Genomic DNA, 21,465 nt, shown 5'->3' with positions numbered 1-21,465 from the left:
AAAGGGCGATCGCCCATGAAGCCGTCGCAGAGCAAAGCTCACAAAACCAAAACTCACAAAGCCAAAAACCACAAAAAAGGCAAGGCTCACAGAAAAAGGCAAGCGCCGACTTGGATTATTAATAATTGTGAAGCTCACCTGCATTTAGTAAAGAAGTCAGGGGAATTCGTGGATGGGGGTAGCAAATAATGGATAAGAAGGGGCAGTTCTTTGCAAATGATGGGCGTTCGCTTCAGCTAACATACAAGGCTTGTATCCTATATAAATGGGGATATTGAGGTCTTTCTATTAGGGGAAGGGTTATGAGAGAGCCTACAGACGTATCAAAAAATATTTTTTTGCTTATCTATCATAAGCTAAACACGCAGCTCAAAACTATCAGAATGTCAAGATGTTTGATTGATAAGGTCGGCTGATTCGGGTAGGTAAGCGTATTTTGTATGTGGAGGGTATCTATGGCGTCATCATCTATAGCGTCGATAGCTCGGCAGGAAGTGAAAATAGCTGCTGAGCGTTGTTAGTCGTTTGCTGGGCGAGAGTAGCTAAAGGGATGTCTCTTAGCTCGGCCACATGTTCGGCGACGTGTCTGACGAATGCTGGCTGATTACGTTTTTCTTTGCGCTTGGGCACAGGTGAAAGAAACGGACAGTCGGTTTCTACTAGAATGCGATCGCTCGGCACCATTTTTGCAGAAGCCTTGACCTGCGTGGCACTTTTGAAGGTGACAATCCCGCTGAAGCTAATGAAAAAGCCTAAGTCTAAAAAGCGCTGAGTCTCTTTAGGGCTTCCTGTCCAGCAGTGCATCACGCCTCTGACGCTACCTTTTTGAGCAAAGAACGCCTCTAGCAGTTCAGCCATCTCTTCAGCCGCCTCTCTACAGTGAATAATCACTGGCAGATTCAAAGCCTGAGCAACTTCTAGCTGAGCAGTAAAGGCTGTTTTCTGAAGCGCCTTATTGTCGGCCTTGAAAAAATCTAGGCCCATTTCACCGATCGCCACCACCTTTGCATCGGACTGAGCCAGACGTGTGATCTCTGCTGCGGTCGTGTCGCTCCATTTATCCATATCAAGCGGATGAAGCCCAACGGCAAAAGAGATCTCTGGGTAGCGCTGTGCGATCGCCTGAATCTTTTCAAACTCACTTGGATCAACGCAGGAATGCACCAGATGAGCGACCCCTGCTTCTCTCCATGCCGCAGCAACATCATCTCTATCGACATCGAAAGAATCAAAGTTGATATGAACGTGGGTGTCAACAAGACGCATACGGTAGCAAAAAATCTAAGACCAAATAGATATACGTCAAACTCAGCCCCTTAAGCTGTTTCGAGTTCAGCCGTTTCGGTGTTCGTCGATGCATCACTAACAGACGCAGCATTCTCACCAGCAGCACTTCCACCAGTAGAAGCGGTATCGGCAGCAGGATTGGTACCAGTGCCCTCCGTTGCTTTCAACGCTTTGGCCAAGCGTGATTTGCGCCGCGCGCCTGCGTTCTTGTGCAGCACGCCGCGCTTAACCGCTTTATCGATTTTGCTGACGACTGCTGACATGCTTGCTTGTACCAGCTGAGTGTTTTCGTCAGAGGGGTTAGAGGCGTTGGCTTCTATTGCCTCGTGGTATCGCTTGGTCAAGGTTTTTACGGCTGATTTGTATGCCTTGTTACGCAACCGATTCCGCTCTGCAACTCGAATGCGTTTAATCGCAGATTTTGTATTTGCCATTTTACTTGCGCTAACCGCCCTTATATCAATTCAGTAAAACTATCAGAATGAATGATTATAGCACCGAAGATTCAAAACTTGACAGCTCAAAATTTCTCATCAAGGACTTGATAGCTCAATAAACAGTGCTTTAGAAAGGCGGTTGTGAAGTGGGTCTATGGGATTTGAGCTGTCGAGCGTGATTTGAACTGTCGGCTGGTTAGCCCCAGTAGTTCCGCGCTAAGCTATTGAAAAGTGGTGAGTGGTTGCTATCCGTTTGCCTTGCTTGACTTGTTGCTCTTTTCTCTTGTCTTACATGCTGCGAATTATTAACCAGCTAGGTGATGCTAAAGCGGAACTTCAACGTATTTGCGATCGCACTCATGATGCAAAGGTCGCGGATGCAGAAGCGACGGTCAAAGAAATCGTGGACGCCGTAGAGCGAACTGGGGATGAAGCGCTGCTGCACTATACCGAAAAGTTTGATGGGCAGCAGCTAACGACGGCAACGTTGAAGGTAGACGGGGCTCGGTTAGACGCGGCCTATCAGCAAATTTCGCAAGATCTGCTGCAGGCAATTCGTAAAGCCTGCACCAATATAGAGAAGTTTCATCAGCAGCGCCTACCTAAAAGCTGGGTGAGCTTTGAAGATAACGGCGTCGTGCTGGGTAAACGCTATGCCCCCGTCGAGAAAGCCGGGATCTACGTGCCGGGTGGCCGGGCTAGCTATCCAAGTACGGTGATGATGAATGCGATTCCGGCGCGAGTAGCTGGGGTGAAGCGGGTGGTGATGGTGACACCGATCGGCAAAGCAGGGGTGATTAGCCCATCGGTGCTGGTAGCAGCCCAGGAAGCTGGCGTAGAAGAAATTTATCAGGTTGGAGGGGCGCAGGCGATCGCAGCGTTAGCCTATGGCACCCACACTATTCCATCTGTAGATGTGATCACCGGGCCCGGCAATATCTACGTGACTCTGGCGAAAAAGCACGTGTACGGCAAGGTCGGGATTGATTCACTAGCCGGACCTTCCGAGGTGTTGGTGATTGCAGATAGCAGCGCCAACCCGGTACATGTGGCGGCTGATTTATTAGCCCAAGCAGAGCACGACCCGATGGCGGCGGCGGTATTAATTACGACTGATAGCGCGATCGCCCAGGGCGTGGCAGATGAAGTGGAGCGGCAGCTAGCTCAGCACCCGAGACAGACATTAACAGAAAAGGCGATCGCACACTACGGCGCTGCAATTGTCGTCGATACGCTAGAAACCGCTGCTAAGCTCTCCGATCTTTTTGCCCCAGAACATTTGGAGCTAGAAGTAGAAGATCCGTGGGATTTGCTCCCTCTAATCAATCAGGCGGGCGCGATCTTCTTGGGTCACGATACGCCAGAGGCAGTCGGTGACTATTTAGCAGGGCCTAACCATACTTTGCCGACATCAGGCGCGGCTCGCTATGCATCGCCTCTAAGCACCGAAACTTTCATGAAGCACACTAGCCTGATCCAGTACAGTCGTAGCGCACTCAAGGAAGTCGCCGCAGATATCGATATATTAACTCGGGCTGAGGGCTTACCTTCTCATGGGGACTCGGTGCGACTGCGCGTAGAAGAGCCCTAAACTGTTATCAGCTAAGCCTCAATTTTCTAACTGCCTGGTTTTGCCTATTTGGCTGGTAGCTTTTTCTAGGAAACTATTGAGCGTTGAGGCTATGAGATTAAGGCTATCAGAGGTTCAAATGTCAGGTACCTACTGAGGCTGCGAAGCTTGAGGATAGTCTCCTAGCGTCTCTTTATTTTCTGCAATCCAGCGCAATACTAATTTCGATAAAGATGCTTTTTGGCGAATGGCGCGCAGGTTTTTCGGCAGATCGAGCGCTTGCTCTGTGACCGGATGTGATAAATCGAACATGCCAGTTGAGGCGAGGTCGACTAGGCCAAACTCAGATTCTAAATAGGTGAAGGTGTCTAAAAAATGCAGTGCGCTCTCCCAGTTAGGTGGATTGATTTCGAGCTCATCGTTGACCAGCCGCATTGTACTCATTGGTTCGTAGTCTGTATTCTCTATTTTCTGTGTGCCCTACCTCCAACAGGTTCAGGTCAAAGAGAATGGGAGCTTAGCACTGGCGTCATAGGAGTTTAATTTTGCAATGAAGTAGGTAGTTGTCCGTAGTTCAAGCAGTGTCAAAATAACGGACATAGCATCAGTAGATACACTGAGCTCTAGAGAGCCACTGCTTATGCTAAGAATCGAAGACAGCGGCAGGATTACCACAATCAATGGAAGGAGGGACGATCGCGTGGTAGGACAACGCGGATACGTACTCTTCGAGAAGGCAGAGCCCACGCACTTTACCTCGGTAGGCATTCGATCTCTTGGTAGGCATTCTCTAACGCCGTACGACAACTCTCTCTTCGCGCCGCTGCTATGGCGCTTTGCAGCCGAACGATCAAGCGCTTCTACGGCGGACGCTAAAGGGGAGAACGTTGGCAGAGATTATTGACACTTTGTTCGATGCTCTGGAGGCTGTCTTGGGTTCTATCTTCTGTTCTACTTTCTTGGGCAGTGAGGAAGTTGCGAATGCGATCGCACCCTCTCTCCATTAACTCTTCAAAAGAGTCTAGCGCCCAAACGTCAATAGCACCCTCGGCTCCAGCGGTAATCAGTTTCTGGCCATCAGGGCTAAATCTAATATCTTGTACTTCTTTTGGATGAGCCTGCCAGGCAGCGATCTGGTCTTGTTCTGCCGCGTTCCAAAGCTGGATAGCACCTGTGCGATCGCCGCTCGCGATCGTTTCTCCATTCGGGCTAAATCTCACTGCCACTACAGATTGACCATACACTTGCAGCGGCGATCCGATAGATCTGTTTGTCTTCGTATTCCACAGCCGCACCGTTCCGTCCGTGCCGGCGCTAGCGAGCCAACTGGTCTCTGCTGGGCTAAACGCAATGCTATTGACATCGCCAACATGTTCTTGCAATCGTCCGCTGATTTGCCAGGTGCGCGTGTCCCACAGTTCGATCAGTCCATTAGCACTGGCGATCGCTAGCCGATTTCCATCGGGACTAAAGGCCAGTTGGCGAATGGATTCTCTACTACTCAGTGTTTGCGATTGTCCGTTCGTTCTATCGATAACTAAGATGTCTTTCCCTTGAACGCTGAGTGCGAGCTGGTTACTATCAGGGCTGAGGGCAATACTATCTGTTGTCGCGATATCGGGCAGTCGAAAAATCGTCGCCTTTTCGGGCTCAGCTAAGTCTCGAATCGCGCCACTTCCATCAGCGCTCAAGGTAACTATTATGTTTCCAGTTGCATCGATATCGATATCTTGGATAGCTGGTCTGGTCTCAAGTTCAGGGAGTTCTATCTCTGTTGGTCTTATAGGTTGATCATCAAGAGAGCTACGAGAGCCACTACCGAGCGGCCAAAACAACAGCTTGCCGTCGCCGCTGCCGCTCACTAGCCGAGTGCCACCGATCGCTAGCCGAAATCTTTTACTGGCATTGGTGGGTCTAGCAATGCTTAAAAGCGCTTGATTTTGGGTGGTCCAAATGCGGGTAGTGCTGTCGTCTCCAGCGCTCGCTATCTGTTTGGCATCCGGTGAAAAGCTGACGCTGCGAGCCGGCCCCGTATGATTGCGAAGCTGAGTAATTAGCTCTCCTGAAAACGTCCATAGTTTGACAATGCCGTCTTCTCCAGCAGTGGCAATCTGGCGACCATCAGGGCTAAGCGTCAGATTCCAGAGGCGCTGGCGATCGGCGGGCCAAAGTCGAGCGCGATCGCCTGTTTCCACATTCCAAACGCCGACTTGGCCATCGTCTCCTGCCGCTACGATCTGGCGACCATCGGGGGTAAACACCGCCGACCATGCATGCTGTTCAAAGGCTCGAATCAGCTCTCCTCGATAGCTCCACAGCTTAATGCTTTCTAGATCGGTGGTGATCAGCCACGGACGCTGAGGATGAAAATAGACGCTCTTTGCCCGATCAGACTCTACCTGCCAGCTGGCCCATGGCTCTGAACGAGATAGCTCTAAAGGATCTTGGCCTTGTCGTAAATCCCACAAGAACAGTTCTCCATTTCTGCCTATGCTCGCTAGCCACTGACCGTCAAGGCTAAAAGCAACATAGCTGACAATACCTTCATGCCCACCAAACTCTGCTAGTTTCTCTCCGGCTAGGGTCCAAAGCGCGACTGTTCCACCTGTCCCCGCTGTTGCAATCCACTGCCCATTTGGACTAAACCTGGCTAGCCGTATTCCCTGGCTGTCGGCTTGCCACTGAATGCTTTCTTGTTTGACAGCGTCCCAAACCTGAATCAACCCGTCTTCGCCTGCCGTGACAATCTTAGTTCCATCCGGGCTCCACTGGCTACGCACCGGGCCAGAACTTCCAGTCAGGCGATTCTGTTCTTTAACGTTGAATATTGCCCACTGAAGCGTTCCTTGTACTTGGTTTTGGAGTGCTTGCTCTGGCTGGACCCATCTCAACAATGGGTGTTGAAGAGAGTCTCCAGCCAAAAGGCTGTAGGTCAGCCCTTCAAGCGAATGATTTTGGCCGAGGTTTAGTCGAGCGGATTCTTTGGAAAACCGTGCTTCTTCAACGATAGAGCGACGCTGGCCAATTAATGCGGCCAGTAGCCCAGCGCTGAGTAGGGAGATGATGACTAAGGTTCCACCGACTCTTAGCCGACCGTTTAGCTTTTTTCTGGCAACGCTGCGCTGGACGAATTCTGTTTCTAGCTGGTTGAGCCAGTGTCTGGGTGCGTTGGCGATCTGTCGGACTAACTCTAAGCGGGGATCCGCGTTCCATAAGAAGCGAGGCTTTTGTTCTTTTTGCCAGTCTAGGGCTGCGGGTGTCAGGCGGCGCTGGAGGGCGAGGTTCTCTTCTTCTCGTTGCCAGGTGAGCAGCCTTTGCCAACCGCTTACTAAAGCATCGTGTGCGGGCTCTACATAGGGTTGCCCAGTCAGATCTTGCCCTTCTACCAGCAGACGGGCGGTTGAATAGGCTCGGATCACTTGCTGAGCGCGTTCGTTTTCAGCCCCTGAATACGCTAGTTCAAAAAGCGGAACCCGGCGGCGAGTCGCTTCTCCACTGCTAATAGCGACCATTCTCAACATCACGTTGCGGATGGTATGAGCGTAGGCCGCGTCCTGTTGGACGAGCTCGTCGTACTCTTGGTCTGCTCTCTGGGTGAGGCTGCGGACAACACCTCCGATCGCTTTGTAATCGACTTCGAGAATAGCGCGGTCAATAGTGGTGCCGTGCTGCTGGGCGATATGCTGTCGTTCAAGAAACTTGATATACAGCTCGCTGAGCGTGAATGAGAGCAGCGGTAAGGCACCCGGCATATCGGCAGTCTCGTTGATAATTTGTTCAACTAGGGGATGGCGGGCGTCGTCAGACTGAAAGTACATGACTTTAGCGCTAGCCGGCTGCTCGATCGCCTCTCTGAGATCGGCGCGAGACATCGGCGGCAGGATGAACCGGGCGGCAGACCAATAAGAGGCAAGTGGAGTAGAAGATTGGAAGTGAGGCTCGAAGTCAGCGCGGAGGGTGAAGACGAGGCGTAGGACTGTAGGGAAGTGCGGGAGAGCGTTGGCTAAAACTCGAAAAAAGTGCGATCGCGCTGTTTCACTGCTGCCTAAAGTGAGTAGTTCTTCAAGCTGATCGATAATGATCAACAGTTTTTGCTGGGGATGAGTCTTCTGCCAAGATTTGATAGCAACAGACAGGCCATTCTCAGGCAGGCCGCTCGGACTGTTCGATTCTTTACCACCTGATATTTCACTGTTTAATATTTCACTGTTTGATATCTCTCGGACAATCTCAGACAGTACTTCTAGCGGTTCGGCGCTGGGACGAAAAGGGCCAACGACTTGCCAAGTCGAATCGGATCGAAGCTGAGGTAAGAGGCCCGCTTTGACAAGGCTAGATTTGCCGCTACCAGACGGGCCGATGACGACAGTAAGCGGATGGCCGATAACCTGTTGCTTTAATTCGGTGATGCGATCGCTTCTACCAAAAAACAGATCTGCATGCTCTTCATCAAAAGACTCTAATCCTCGATAGGGATTTTGAGTTCGATCTAGAGGAGGCGCTGGAGGAAGATTCAGCGGGTGGTTAGGCGTGAAGAAAATATATTCGCCTTTGTCGTGTTTGCCCAAGGGGAAGAGGCTGGGCGTTTGACGGCGATCGGCTTGGTGGGTGGCTGGTTCGATGCGATCGCGCAAATACAGATACAGCTCTGTCGCCGTAATAATGCCATCGCCTTTTGGCTGACGGCTGGTCGCAGGCGGTAAAGCGTCGGCTTCGCCCGCTAGTGCTTCTAGCAGCGCCAAGGCAAAAGGAGAGTGCTTCCCTTGCTGGCCGCGAGCGTCTTGAAATGTGAAAGCGTCAAGTGCGGTTTGGTCATAGGCAGTAGACGTAATCACCTGCCAGGCCGGATCGATCAAAAACCGTTCGTAACGCTCTTGATGAATGACTTCGGGCACAACGCTGATATCACGAGTACTAGACCAGCGAAAAGCGCCGGAAAAGCAACAGTCGAAAAAAGCGAGAAAGTGACGACAGGGCAGATCGCTGAGCGCCTGCTGTAGCTTCACCATAGAAAGGTAGGTCTGGATGTCGCCTAGCCTAGCGTCTTGTGGAATCAAGAATCCTTCCGGGCCGTCTTCGCCATTGAGCGCAATGCCGTGCCCTGCAAAGTAAAAAAGCAGGCGATCGTTGGGCTTTATCGCTTGAGGCAGCGTCTGGTAGAAGAGCGTGGTGAGATTGTGATTGGTGGCGTCTTGGTCGGTGATTAGCGTTGTGCTGTAGCCGTGATCGGCGCTGAGGAGATTGGCGATCGCAGTCGCATCCAAGACGGCGGTTTGCAGCGGCGCAATGCCCTGGCTATAGCGGTCAATACCAATAACAACTGCAAGACTTCGCTCAAAATCCAATTCGCTCATCTGAATATGACCTCATTGTCTTGATGATCTGTTTGCTTCCGAGCCCAGCTACTTATGCACAGTTGGTCTAGCTCAACTAATCCAGCTCTGGCGCAGTAAACTCAGGAACTGTTGGGGTAGCTGCGGGTCTTGGAGCCAGTACGAATATCGCGCCCGCCGCTAGCAGCAAAGCTGCAATTCCTACAATCCACAGCTTAGAAAAAGCGCGAGTGGACTTCGTGTTTTCTGTTGTTGTCTGTTCTTCTGTTGTTAATTGATCGGCTCTTGCCTGCTTAGCATCTGTCTGCTCGGTATCTGCCTGCTCAGGGAAAAAAGGGGAAGCATCCGGCTCGCGTTCGTCTAATTCAGATGGGTTCGATTCAGGTAGGTTTGTCTTAGAAACTGTTTGGTTAGGACAAATACCTGTGCTGATGACGGCAGTTTTCAGTGAGGCCAGACCCGCCGGGTGAACAAAGTACTCTAGATGATTGCAGGCAGTCGGTATCTGCATAGGGGCAGGCGATCGCCCTTCGGGTATGGCCACGATGCTACTCACTGACACCGCAATATCGTTCGGCTGCTTGAAGAAGGGCAGTTCCACTATTTTCCCTAGCCGCTGCATAATCTTTTCCCTTAGAGTCTGAGCTTCTGATTTCACTAGCGATGTATTACCGACGATCAGGGTGTAGGGGATACCTGGATCAGGAGACTTAGCAATCTCTGCTAGAAAGTCGGACCCTGGCTGCATTTGATCGAGCGAGACGTCTACTGCTTCAATTCGCTTCAGCAGACTTTCAAGGATCTTCAATGGCGTTGCCACCAGCGATAATCCGTTAAGGGCAAACGACACGGCTGCTGTGACCCCAGCCTGTACCTGCGGCCAAGGCGATCCGCTATTGGGGGTGCCCAACATAATCAGATGGTTCACCATGTCTTTACCGCCTGCTTGCTCAATAAACCAGCGAGAGACTAATCCACCCATAGAGTGGGCGATGAGATGAACCGTTTTCCCATGACCTGCCTGAAGGCCGACGGCTTCTAATCGTTCTTTTAGCAGCCGCGCGTTTTGATCGATGGTGGTGTTTAGATTCTCGTAGTCAAACGCCAAGACCAGATCGTAGAGTTCGCCGATAGACGTGCGGTCATCTTCTAGGGCAGCGACAGCCGTCTCTAGGCTGGGCAGCATGCTCTCGGTATCGCCAAAGATGCCATGAATGTAGACAGCAATTGTTTTAGCGGTGGCGACCTGGGCTTTGACGTCTTCCACCTCGCGCAGGTAGGTGACTTTGGTCGCTGCTGCTCTAGCTGACGCAGGCTCGGCGGCTTTTTCTAACTGTGCGATCGCCAGCAAGGGATACTCAAAATCTAGCCCTAGCTTCTTAGCAACAATTTTTTGAAAGAAGATTCGCACCGAGCCAGTAACGCTGCGATTGCCCTCGCTAATCGGCTCTGTTAGCCGCTCAATCACAATTTTGGTCTGGCCATTTTCAGACTTGCCATAGCCTAGCGGTAGATAAAACTCGCCATCGTGCGCGATCGGCAGTACGTATTCATCCTCGGCTAGCGGCACCTGCGCCTCTATCACTAATGGATTCGTAGGCGTCACCGCCGCCGCATCGCCCAAATCGCTCAGCTCAATCGCGCTCAATCCTGGATCGCTAGCTCGGCTCTGCGTAAACTGGAGAGCTTCGGCGTTTTGCAAGATTGGCGGCAAAATGAAGCTGCCCAAATCGCGAGTAGACTGTGGCACGGTGGTGAGCCGGACATTGGCGCTGAGCGCTGAATGAGGCTGAATCGTGACACCTGCCCCCGCCGCCGTGGGCTGAGTGCGACTAACTGGGGTCGAAGGCTGGGGCCGCACAAAGGTGAATCCAATCTGGTTTGTCACCCAGTCATCGTAGATTTCTTCTTCACCATCAAAGCTGATATCGCGGGTGTTTACTCGCTGCATCAGCCGATTTAGACTACTGCTCTGTTTGCTGCCAAGCGATCGCGTCCCTCCACTCACTGGCTGCAGACCTAGCTCACCTAACCTCATCAGCGTCGGATCAAATTCAGCCGTACAGGCAATCAGCTTCAAAATATCGTGACATTCCGTAATCCCCTGCTGCCAAAGGCTATCAGCCACACTGCCAGTCAGCGCCGCGCCATTAGCAAACCAAATTTCTTGATCGGGCGACAGGCGCACCAGACTAGCCACACCGTCTGGCTTAATCGGAGCGACCTTGAACCGTTCGTTGAGATAAAAGAATGAGCAATAGAGCGTCTGGTTACTAGTGTTGTGTAGCTTGACCCTAAACTTGGGCGCTATCCATTTTTGCTTGACCGCATCGTAGCGATAGTCTAGGCGAATCTGCGAGCTTTTTATTTCTTTGGCCGCTTCGGGTGTGGGTTCTGTGCCTGTATAAATCTTGAGCGTTACTGCGCCTTGAATTCGGCTGCTAGCGGGGCTAGAAAGCTCAGCAATCGTCTTCCAACGGGCAATGTGCTCCAGATTTTGAGCGACTTTGGTCGCACTTGAACTGTCATAGCCGCGCACGGGTGTCACTAGCGCTCGCCCATCGGTTGGAGAAGCAATGGTATAGATGTCATCCTGCGCCAGCACCCGAAACGCTGCGCCGTCAATTTGGTCAATGGGCTGAACGTATAGAGAGGTCGATCCACTGGGGCCAAGCGATGCGATCGCCTGCTTCAGGGCTTCGATCCCTGTCGCATCGCCTTCTATATATACCTGTAGTGGCGGCATCGGTGAGCTGATGATCACTGCCTTGAAAGTATTGCAGCGATCTGCGAAAGCAGACTCGCTGCTGTTGTCGCTATTACTAACTGTGCCGAGCTGAGCTAGAACCTGAGTGAGCTTGACCTGAGCGATCGCCTGCGACACAGCTTTCATCTGGTCGGCGTCAGCATCGAATGGATAGATGGCTAATACGGTGGTCTCGCCGCCTGTAGGCGAAGGCAGGCCATGAATCGCGCCGCCGTCAATACTCCAGCCATAGTCCTGACGGTAGCTAAGCGTGAAGTAAGGAGGCGTTGGCGCGATCGCCCCGCCCAAAAACGGCTGATCCAAATCTTCAGAATGCGTTGCCTCCATCTGGGGAGACTGAGCCGGAACGCCGCTACGGATCAGAGCATTGGTTCGCTTGAACAAATCTCGATAGCTCAAGCCGCCGTTTGCCCGATTCAGCGATTCTTGCAAGAAGTGAGAAAATGCACCACGAGGGCTGCCGCTGCCGTGATATTCTTTGGCCTCTTCAATATTGCTACAGGCCGAGAGCACCACATGCCGCCCGGTCGGCAACTGGATTTGCATGGGCGACGCCGTCAGACTGCGCGTACTAGCGCCAGCGGTTAACGCTGTCGCCTCAGCCGGACTGAGCAAAAAGCTGTCTAGGGGGCGATCGCGATAATCGATATCAGCTCTGCGAGTGGCTACTTTGCCACCTGCTGGCAGCGCCTCTAGGCCAGCGTCCCTAGTGCCCGAACCCGAATGACAGCAGTCTAGCACCACCGCAATATGCGGCTTACCCTGATCGACCTCGGCAATTAGCTGCGCCAGTTCTTTATCTGCTAGATCCCAGTGCTCTTGATCAATTCGGCTGTCGTAGCAGACCAGCGTTTCCATCATCCGATCAGGCGATATCGGCCAAAAAGGTTCCGGCGCTTTTGCCTGGGCCCCATGCCCGGCGTAGTAAAACAAGACCACATCGTCGCGCTTGGCCTGCGACAGGTGCCGCCGAAATCCGTCGATGATACCCTGGCGAGTTGCCTGCGAATCCGTTAGAACCTGTAAGTGAAGGTCGAAATCATCCGCTGCGACCCGTCCTTCCAGATAAGACTGAATGCCCTGAATATCATTGACACAGCCACGTAGGTGAGGAACACGCGATCGCGCATCATACTGGTTGATTCCCACCAAAAGCGCATACAGATTTCGGGCCATGGGTCTTATCTCATTAACAGCAGTAGTTCAGTCGGTGGTTGCTATCAGCCCCCAAAGTTCTCCCTAACTACCATACGGCTGCCTTGTTTTGGGTATGCATCTTTCACAGGCGCTAGTGGGAAAACGCACTTCGTATCCCTCTCGAGACCTTACCTAGACAGCCATTGTTCGAAGCACGGCTTAGAAGAGCAGCTCGAAGGGGAGTGTAGAGAGCGGGTTAGGGAGAAACAGTCCGATGGGCATTAACCAACTTTAATTGATGATTTGTAGGTATGAGTAGATGCGTAATCTATTTTTGTAACCCAATTGCTTATCTTTTATACGGAACTTTCATTTAGTTTCCAAAGTCAGCCGTTTGGCTTACGTAATAACAAGAATAATTGATTTGTTGCCGACTAGGTCTCTCCTAACTTTGTACATACACGCAATCAGTTAGCGACAAACGAGCCTAGACCTCCGCGTTTACCTCTAAAAGGGACAAATATACATCAACAATACTTGTTTTTAAAATATCAATTTCAGTGATTTTCATTAAGGTTATTCAGGACTAACTCACCAATTTTTTCTGTTCTATAGCGGCTGAGGGGAAACACTCCTCTAGCTACTATCTTGTGAGTTTGTGTATCTTTTTGGAAGGCAAACTTCTTTAATGTATTTTCTCTAATTAACTGAAGTTGATTGACTATTTGATTAACAAGTTGATTATTAGAGCGATGCTGACAATGTTTGTGCGAGCGATCGGAGTTTTCTACTACTGCGCTCTCCATCTGTCACTATGGTGTTCTACACATGTCACGAGACGCATTAGTCGTAGGTATTAATCAATATCAGGCCCTGCCTGCACTCAGTGCTTCGGCGGCAGACGCAGAGGCAGTTGCCGCTCGGTTACAGGCACAGGGCGAGTTTCGCGTACAGCGCCTGCCAGAGGTAATTAAGCAAAAACGCCCTGTCGTTGGGCAGCGAAGTGGATTGACTACCCAAATGCTAGAAAGTGCCCTGATAAAACTATTCAAGCCTAAGGGTAAGAGCATTCCAGCGACGGCACTCTTTTACTTTTCAGGGCATGGCCTGCAGCGCGAAGCAGGTATCCAAGAAGGCTATTTAGCTACGAGCGATACCAACCCCGGACAGGGTAACTTTGGTATCTCTCTAGACTGGCTGAGAAGACTGTTGCAAAATAGCCCCGTGCGACAGATTGTAGTCATCTTAGACTGTTGTCATAGCGGCGAACTACTCACTTTTAGAGATGCTGATCCAGGTGCTAGACCGGGAACCGATCGTCTCTTCATGGCGGCCTCTAGAGAATATGAGTCAGCCTACGAGGCGCTAGAAGGACAGCACAGTGTCTTTACTAAGGCGCTGCTCTCAGGGCTCAATCCCTATGAACAGCAGGGCGGCAAAATCAGTAACTATAGTCTTACTGAGCATGTTAGCCAGAAGCTGCGAGGCGAACTACAGCAACCCCTGTTTGAAAGTTCGGGCAGCGAGATTGTGCTCACTCGCGTCAGCGGACTCAAAGCCGCTTTCTCAAAAACGCCAATCAGTACGCTAGCTAGACTCAAGCAGATGTCGTTCGGCTTTTGCCCTTATCGTGGGCTGTCTGCTTTTGATGAGGCCCACGCTGACTACTTCTTTGGACGCGATGCGCTGACGCAGGCGCTTTTAGACAAGATAGAATCGGGCAATTTTTGTGCTTTGGTCGGCGCTTCTAGCAGTGGTAAAACTTCGCTACTAAGAGCGGGTTTGATGCATCATCTACGCAAAGGCGATCGCATCCCTGGTAGTGATAGCTGGACGCTCAAGCTAATTACCCCCACCCAGCAACCACTAAAAGCCCTTGCCGCCGCCTTCACTTCAACCAATGTAGACAGCATTCAGCGGGCTGAACAGATGCATCAGGCCGAACGACTACTGCGTGACCAAGCAGGTGAGGGATTAGGCCAGATCATTCGCGCCGCACTGATGAAGCCAGGTCAGACCTCTATTCCCTCTCTATCCAAGCTATGGCTCATTATCGACCAGTTTGAAGAGCTATTCGCGCCCGAGATCAGCAGTGAAGCTATCGTAGAAAAACAGCTCTTTATTCGCTGCTTGTTAAAGGCATTAGAAGATCCTAGTATTCCGCTGGGCGTCGTCATTGGCATGAGAGCAGACGCAAGCGATGCACTACTCGACTACCCGGAGCTAAAGACGTTAGTCGACAAAAATACCGTGCTAGTCACTTCCATGAGCTACGAGCAAACTAAGGAAGTCGTGCAAAAGCCTGCCGAGAAAATGGGCTTAAAAATAGACGAGAACTTGCTCTATACCCTGCTGCTCGATACCAGTGGTGCCCCTGGTGAACTAGCTTTGCTACAGCAAACTTTGCTAGAGCTGTGGCGCACTCGAAACGATAATTTCGCAGGCAGTAGCGCTACAGGTACACCCACGCTGACTATGGAAAGCTATATGAACCTGGGTGGCGTTAAACGAGTAATGACACTACGGGCCACCGAGGTTTACAAAGGGCTAAGCGAAGAGATGCAGCGAGCGGCCAGGCGCATTTTTCTGGCAGTTTGTGAGCTAGGAGAGGGCCGCGCCGATCATCGCCGGCGCGCATTTCGCACTGAGCTAATCAACGAATACTTTCCGGCTGAGCTGATCGACTGCACCTTGGATAAGCTGTCAGCAGAAAGGCTGATTGTGATTTCACAGGCAATGCTATCCACTAGCTGCTGCGCTGAGCCAGGGCTACAGATACCAGCCGCCGCCTGGCAGGTTCAGCAAGATGACACTTCCCCACTAAAGACTTGGTTCTTAAACAATCTATCTTCGAGCTCTACGCCTTTACTGAGCTCACCGAGGACAGTAGAGATTGTGCATGATTCGTTAGTAAATGATTGGGATCTGCTACGAACTTGGCTTTCAGAGTCTCGCAGCGTGCTTCGTCAGCAGAGGCGGCTAGAGCGCAGCGCCTGGGAATGGGCAGCGCGTCAAAGACCGAAAGGGGCCGAATATCTGCTGGGTGGCACTCAGCTTCAAGAGGCGATCGCTTTTGCCCAGCTACACAGAAGCGAGCTCTCCGATCTTTCCCAAGACTTCATCGCCACTAGTCGCAGAATCCAAGGCCGCCTAAAGCTTCGCACCAGCATGCTCATTCCGATTGCACTGCTAGCGGGTATAGCTGCCTCCATAGTCAGTCGATGGGCGCTTCCCCCTCAGCCACGAGTTCCCACACCTGTAGAGATGCAGTCGCCTACTCCCAAAGTTCCATCACCTGCTGACTCCCTAGGTCCGTGGCAGCGGAAAAGATCACCCGAAAGTACACAGCCCCCTTCATCTCAGACCCTTTCACCTAAAGCGCTTACACCTAATGTTGCTGGCCCTGAGATTGCTGGCCCTGAGATTGCCGACAGTAATTATGTGGTGGTGTCCGCTGGTAGAATGCCTTCCCTATCCAATCCAGCAGAGGAAGTAGAGGTTTGGTATATTTCACCTAGCCAAGCACTAGACTCACTATCACCTATAAACTTTCAACAAATGACTATTTTGGATGAGTCAGCGCCTAATTAGCTTAATCACATTAGCTCAATCATTTAGATGAACAAGCTCTTCAGTATCGGCACTTAAGTGCTAGAGCTTAGCGAATTAGTCGCGAATGAATCGGCAATAGGTAAATCGTCTATGCTAGGCGTAAGCTCGATCCTACGCTAATAGCAGAATGCAGATCCTTTCAGTTGCGCTCACAAATTTCAAAACGCACAAAGAACAGCAGTTTCATTTTCAGCCAGGGACAAACGCCATCTGCGGCGAAAACGGTGCCGGAAAGACCAGCATTCTAGAAGCGATCGCATGGACATTATTCAACTACCAAGGCAGCTACAAGAAAGAAGATCTCATTCGTAATGGCGCTAGCAGCGCCCAGGTCAGAGTCGTATTCATTTCTAGCCGCGACAGCCGTACCTACGAAGTTCAGCGCTCTACTACTCATGGCTATACTCTTTTCGATCCTCAGCTCGCCGAAAAACTTCCCTACACCCGCACCAAAGACGAAGTTTTGCCCTGGCTCAGACAAAACTTGGGCGTTGCCCCTGGAACTGATTTAGGACAGCTATTCGCTAATACCATCGGCGTTCCTCAAGGTACATTTACTGCCGATTTTTTGCTATCAACTGAGAAGCGAAAGCCAATTTTTGACACTATCTTGAAGGTAGAAGAATACAGAGAAACCTATCGCCAGAGCAGCAGTCTAAGAAAATATGCGGAGGCGCAGGTACAAAGGCTAAAAGATCTGGTCGAACAATATGAAGAATCGCTGCAAAGTTGGGATGAATTACAAAACCGACACCAGCAGCTTCAATCCGAGATTGCTCAAGGAGAAAGCCATTTAGCTAGGCTAGAGACCCAGCGAACCGCTCTCTTCGAGCAGCGTCAGCAGTTAATTGCTCAAACCGAACAGATTCAGCAATTGCGCCAGCAGCAACAGCAGTTAAATAGCCAAATTGAAGGACAAGAGCAGACGCACAAGCGCATAATCACCTCGCTAACCCAAGCCCAGCAGGCTGCTGATATCTGCCAGACGCATCGGTCTAGTTACGAAGCGTTTCTAGCTATAGAACAACAGATCAAACAACTGACTGAAGCAGGCAAAGCTAGAGGGCAGCTCAGTCAGCAGCAGCAAACTATCCAACAGTCACTCTCTCAAAGTCAGCAGGAGCTTTCGCGGTTAGACGCTAAACTAGAACAGTTTGCTGCGGCAAAGGAAGAGTTAAAGTCTTTGGCGACTGCGCTAGAATCGCAATCGCAGTTAGAAACTCAGCGCGGTAGTCTACAGCAACAGATACAGACCTTTGCAAGCATTCGCATACAGCGCAAGGCGCTAAAACAACAGCAGGAGCGCAGCATCCAGGAAGCGAAGCAGGTCGACAGCGAGATAGTTCGTCTGAACGGATTGAAAGAGAATCAGAAAGATATTGGGCTGTGGGAGAATCAGCTAGCCCGACTTCAAGAGCAGCTCAGCCGGGTTGCCGCCGCACAGCAGTTTAAACAAGAGATTCAGGCAATGCTAGATAAGGGAAGATCTAGCCAAGACGAGTACCGGCATCAGGTAGTGGATGCGCTGAAGACTTTGGATAGCTGGGCGCGGCAGATTGACGAATTGAGTGGGGAAGCGATCGCACCGATCAAAGACGCTCTATTCCAGGGCGGTCTCTTATCCAAAGAGATGCTCGCTCATATCGATAGTATCTTGGCAGATTTGACTCAGCAGACAGATAAAAGCCATCTGAAAAAACAAAGTAAAACGCTACAGTCTCAGATCACGCAAGCCTATAAGCAAGGCGCTCAGCTAGCTAGCCTGCCAGCCCAAGAAGCCAAACAAACTCAGCTGATCCAACAACAACAACAGATCGCTCAGCAGCTCGGTGAATTGACTCAGCAGCTAGCTACAGAAGACCCCGTTACGCATTCTCTAGCACAAGTAGAAGAACAGCTTCGACGATTAGACAACCCCAAGGGCAAGCAGCAGCTAATTGAGCGAGACCTAACGCAGCAAGGCGCAGTAGAGCAGCAGTATAAAACGCTGAACGCGACTCGAACGGCAGGGACGCAGCAGCTAGAGGCGATCGCCTCTGAACTGAAAGCTTTTGCTCACCTAGACGAGCAGCTTCAGGCCCAACAGCAGCTGCGACAGACCCATCAGGCCGGCTACCTGCTGCACTTGCAAAATCAACAGGCGGCTCAGCAGGTAGGCTCTTTGCAGGTCGAGAATGAGGCTATAGCCCTGATCCGTCAGCAAAGTCAATCGCAAAAGGACAGTGTAGACAAGCAACTTGCCGTTCTCACCCAAGACTTTGACCCAAATACTTTCACAATCCTTGATAAACAATACGCAGATGTGAATTCCCAGGCCGATCGACTGAAAGGCAGTTTGCCTCAGCTTAAGCAGCGGTTCACAGAGCTCACCGCTCAGATCGAACAGATGAAGGCCACCGCAGAGAAACGCGATCAGGCCCAAGTGGAGATCAAAGAGCGCGATCGCCTTAAACGGTTTATCAACTACGCCCGTAAAGTTTACAAAGAAGCTGGGCCGAGAATTACCGAGCGCTATGTGCAGAATATCTCTAGAGAAGCTGACCGCCTGTTTCGTGAGCTGTTAGGCCGGGCAAATGTAGCCTTGGTTTGGAGCGCTGACTACGAAATCACCGTGCAAGAAGGGGCACATACTCGGCGGTTTATCAATCTATCTGGCGGTGAGCAAATGTGTGCGGCGCTGGCGGTTCGACTAGCATTACTAAAAGTGCTGGCCGATATTGATGTGGCTTTCTTTGATGAGCCGACGACCAACATGGATCGCCCCAGGCGCGCGGGCTTAGCAGAGGCGATCGCCCGAATCAAATCATTTAAACAGCTATTTGTGATCAGCCATGACGATACCTTTGAGCAGGTCACTGAGACAGTGATCACAGTTGAAAGAGAAGCCGATTGATAGCTCGACTTAGTCCTCAGGCACTGTGGAATAGCAAAACAGAGCCAGAGACATGCTGCGATCGCCTAATCGAGCCAGTTTACCCTTGCTTAGCTCATACATCAGGATTCTTTAATCGAAGAAGAGAATGCATCAGCAACTCAGGGCACCATTGTAAGAGTCTGAGCAGTCAGCGTCTAATCACCTCTTTGCAGCTTTGTTTGCGGCAGACCTGTCAATAGCATCTATCACATTGCTGAGGTCACTCTTATTAGCTGACACTGCTAAGATACCGCAGGCAATATGACTCGCAGTCGTCCTACTGAATCAGGACGGTTGCTATACCTGTAATCCGTTTACCTGTGGCCGCTTATTTGTCTCGTCTATGAAAAACAACCCGAGCGCGGCACTTACACAGTCACTATCAGCCTCTCTAAATAGTCCTGCTTCAGCCAGCTCACTGAATACGAAGGCACTCAAGCAGATATTTAAGCTGTCACCAATCGGTATGACGGTTTTAGACTTAAACGGACGATTCCTCAGCGCTAATAGAAGCTTTTGTGAGGCAGTAGGCTATGCCGAAGAGGAGCTAGTTTCGAGATCGTTTACCCGCTTGACTCATCCAGACGATGTGTCTGTATTGAAGGCGTTAAGCGAGCAGCTACTCTCAGGGGAGCGGCAATACTTTCAGATTGAGACTCGCCACTGGACCAAACAAGAAAAGCCGCTGACCGTATGTTCGACTGTGACTTTGATACACGATAGCCAGCAGCGGTCTATCTGTTTCTTGTTACAGGTAGTCGATCTAACAGAGCAAAAGTGGATGGAGGCGCAGCTTCGTCATCGCGCCTTTTACGATGGGCTAACAGGCTTGGCGAACCGAGCTTTGTTTGTAGACAAAGTAGAACAGGCGGTGGCTTGGCTAGAGCATAGCGGCAGCGTGCAGTGTGCGGTCTTGTTGCTCGATATCGACCGATTCAAGGTGATCAATGATAGTTTGGGTCACTCAATTGGCGACCAGTTGCTGACAGCATTGAGCGGACGATTAAAAGCTTGTATTCGTCAGTATGATACTTTGGCACGCCTAGGGGGAGACGAGTTTGCCATTCTGCTAGAAGAGATCGATGGATTGGATGAGACCATCAAGGTGTGCGATCGCATTCACGATACGCTCAAATGCCCTTTCCAGATCGGTAGCTACGAAGTATTTGCCAACATCAGCATCGGCGTTGCCTGTAGCGATGCGGGGTATGAGCAGTCTAGCGATCTGCTCCGCAACGCTGATACAGCGCTCTATCACGCCAAAGGACAGGGCGGTGGCTGCTATGCCACTTTCGATCGAACCATGCACGAGCGAGCCGTGGCGCTGTGGAAAATGGCTACCCAGGCCCAGTTCGCGGTAGAACGAAGAGAACTCAGCTTGCACTATCAGCCCGTAATCAACATTAAAACAGGCCAGGTTGTTGCGGTAGAAGCATTAATTCGATGGACCCATCCCCAATATGGCCCGATCTCGCCGGGCGAATTCATTCCAGTTATGGAAGAAACAGGCGTAATCACGCTCATTGGCGATTGGGTTCTTCAGACAGCTTGTCAGCAGGTCTTTCAATGGCAGCAGCAGCTCCACAACAGCTATCCAATCAAAGTCCATGTCAACCTATCAGCTCGTCAGCTAGCCCAGCGTAATCTAGCACAGCAGGTAGAATCAGCTCTAGCCAACACTGGGCTGCCGAAAGACCTGCTATGGCTAGAGATTACCGAGACAGCCATTATGAAAAATTCTCAAGAAGCTGTTCAGGTGCTCGAACAGCTCAAGGCGCTAGCGATAGGGCTATGTATTGATGATTTTGGCATCGGATACTCTTCTTTGAGCCGACTGCAGCAATTGCCGATTGATTTGATTAAGATCGACCGCTCTTTTGTTCAGCACATCGGCTCTAGAGGTGAGAACACGGAAATTGTTCGGACGATTATCGATTTAGCAAATAACTTAGGTCTAGATATTGTGGCTGAAGGTGTGGAAACTGAAGCGCAGCTAGCAGGGTTGCGATCGCTTGGCTGCTACAACATTCAAGGCTTTTACTTTGCTAGACCGATGACACCAGCAGCGGCCCTCGAATTCATCCAAAAACGAAATCAGACAGATGTGAACTGGATACAGTCAGCATCTGCCTGATTGAGATCTACTTGGTTAATCTGATTGAAGTCGATTCGGTTGGCCCATGTCTAACGAGTCCAGCCGAATCAAAACCTATGGTGTCAAAACCTACGCCGCAGAAGCTGAATTGCCGTAAGGGTTAGCAGTCGTAGGTTGAGTAGCTTGAACGGAAGGCTGAGCAGGCTCTAGAGGAGTTTCAAATCCAGCTTGAGCACCTACTGCAAATGCAACCAGCCAGCCGATGATTAGTAGTGCTAGAACAATAGCCATGTGTCGAGAATCCTTATTGGGT

9 protein-coding genes and 1 pseudogene are annotated in these 21,465 nt (G+C 50.9%); 4 read left to right on the top strand and 6 right to left on the bottom strand.

The window, feature by feature from the left end; genetic code table 11:
• Positions 1 to 468: 468 nt before the first annotated feature.
• Both IQ256_RS02605 and rpsT read right to left on the bottom strand, forming a co-directional pair.
• Entirely contained in the window at positions 469 to 1,266 is a 798-nt protein-coding gene (locus IQ256_RS02605; protein WP_193853978.1) for a TatD family hydrolase, read from the bottom strand.
• 50 nt (positions 1,267 to 1,316) lie between these two features.
• On the bottom strand, positions 1,317 to 1,721 hold the full coding sequence (rpsT, locus tag IQ256_RS02600; RefSeq protein ID WP_193853976.1) for a 30S ribosomal protein S20: 405 nt from the start codon (positions 1,719 to 1,721) through the stop codon (positions 1,317 to 1,319).
• Positions 1,722 to 2,016: 295 nt separating this feature from the next.
• On the opposite strand from rpsT, the gene hisD reads away from it, so the two are divergent.
• Complete coding sequence (gene hisD, locus IQ256_RS02595; RefSeq protein ID WP_193853973.1) at positions 2,017 to 3,315, top strand: histidinol dehydrogenase; 1,299 nt, start codon at positions 2,017 to 2,019, stop codon at positions 3,313 to 3,315.
• 129 nt (positions 3,316 to 3,444) lie between these two features.
• Here hisD and IQ256_RS02590 read toward each other — a convergent pair whose 3' ends face one another.
• The 3 genes from IQ256_RS02590 to IQ256_RS02580 form a co-directional block, all read right to left on the bottom strand.
• Positions 3,445 to 3,738: a hypothetical protein gene (locus IQ256_RS02590; RefSeq protein ID WP_193853972.1), complete on the bottom strand. Its 294-nt coding sequence runs from the start codon at positions 3,736 to 3,738 to the stop codon at positions 3,445 to 3,447.
• Positions 3,739 to 4,166: 428 nt separating this feature from the next.
• Positions 4,167 to 8,648 carry a caspase family protein gene (locus IQ256_RS02585; RefSeq protein ID WP_193853971.1) on the bottom strand — a complete coding sequence of 1,494 codons (4,482 nt, stop codon included), beginning with the start codon at positions 8,646 to 8,648 and terminating at the stop codon, positions 4,167 to 4,169.
• A 76-nt stretch (positions 8,649 to 8,724) separates the two neighbouring features.
• A complete protein-coding gene (locus IQ256_RS02580; protein WP_193853970.1) occupies positions 8,725 to 12,570 on the bottom strand; it encodes a caspase family protein in 3,846 nt (1,281 codons plus the stop codon).
• Positions 12,571 to 13,359: 789 nt separating this feature from the next.
• Between IQ256_RS02580 and IQ256_RS02575 the strand changes: the two genes are divergently transcribed.
• The 3 genes from IQ256_RS02575 to IQ256_RS02565 all read left to right on the top strand — a co-directional run bounded on the left by IQ256_RS02575 (position 13,360) and on the right by IQ256_RS02565 (position 21,191).
• Positions 13,360 to 16,122 (top strand): caspase family protein, encoded by a 2,763-nt coding sequence (locus tag IQ256_RS02575; RefSeq protein WP_193853969.1) that lies wholly within the window; start codon positions 13,360 to 13,362, stop codon positions 16,120 to 16,122.
• A 148-nt stretch (positions 16,123 to 16,270) separates the two neighbouring features.
• Positions 16,271 to 19,036 carry an AAA family ATPase gene (locus IQ256_RS02570; RefSeq protein WP_193853968.1) on the top strand — a complete coding sequence of 922 codons (2,766 nt, stop codon included), beginning with the start codon at positions 16,271 to 16,273 and terminating at the stop codon, positions 19,034 to 19,036.
• Positions 19,037 to 19,400: 364 nt separating this feature from the next.
• Positions 19,401 to 21,191: a bifunctional diguanylate cyclase/phosphodiesterase gene (locus tag IQ256_RS02565; RefSeq protein WP_193853967.1), complete on the top strand. Its 1,791-nt coding sequence runs from the start codon at positions 19,401 to 19,403 to the stop codon at positions 21,189 to 21,191.
• A gap of 90 nt (positions 21,192 to 21,281) precedes the next feature.
• On the opposite strand, the pseudogene IQ256_RS02560 reads toward IQ256_RS02565, so the two are convergent.
• Positions 21,282 to 21,465 (bottom strand): annotated as a pseudogene (locus tag IQ256_RS02560) (hypothetical protein); the annotation flags it as partial.

Origin of the sequence: cf. Phormidesmis sp. LEGE 11477 (assembly GCF_015207105.1) — a bacterium.
GTDB lineage: Bacteria > Cyanobacteriota > Cyanobacteriia > Phormidesmidales > Phormidesmidaceae > Phormidesmis.
The sequence above is the reverse complement of the archived record's forward strand: the minus strand, read 5'-3'. Positions and strand labels throughout refer to the sequence as shown.